Here is a 680-nt window from a genome sequence, read left to right on the forward strand (position 1 = left end):
CCTCTTCCGGGGTGATGCGCCCGCCGTCGGCGGCACGGTCGAGCACGGACTGGAGGTCGGCGTTCTCGGGCACCGGGGGCGCTCCTTCCCTGGAGGTGTCAGGACCGATCCAGCGTACGCCAGTGGACCGCCCCGGCCTGCGGGGGCCCGCTCCGGCGCCGACCGGTCGCAGGCGCGCGGGTACGGGGAGGGGGCGGCGCCCGGGCGGCGTCAGTCCTGCCTGGTCAGGTCGCCCTTGGGGCTGCCCGCCTTCGTGTCCCCCGACTCGTAGCGCAGACTGCCGTTCTCCTGGAGCGTGAACCGCTCGTTGTCGGAGCCGTCCGCGCAGATGCCGGGGTGCGGGTTGTCCCAGCCGGAGGTGTCCAGGACGAGGGTCGTCTCGGTGGCCGACACCAGGGTGTAGTCGCCGCTGCAGTCGAATCCGCCGATGCCCAGCTCCGCGCTGTCCCGGGCCACCACCTTGCCGACGCCGCCGCCCCTGATGGTGATCTCGTAGTCGATGGCGACGCCGAAGTTGGCGGTGGTGATCGAGCCCGCCCAGGTGCCGACGAACGCCTTCGGCACCGACCCGAGCGTGCCGCCCCCGCCGCCCGTCTTGCCGGCGTCCCCCGTGCCGCCGGTCTCGCCGGTGCCGCCGTCGGACCCCGTGTCGACGCCGGTGCCGCCGTCGCCGCCGGTGT

At 74.7% G+C, this 680-nt stretch carries 1 pseudogene; it reads right to left on the reverse strand.

Features of this window, described 5'->3' with window-relative positions:
* Positions 1-210 precede the first annotated feature (210 nt).
* Positions 211-680: pseudogene (locus ACYVE9_RS29690) on the reverse strand (hypothetical protein); the annotation flags it as partial.

It is taken from the genome of Streptomyces sparsus (assembly GCF_054776295.1).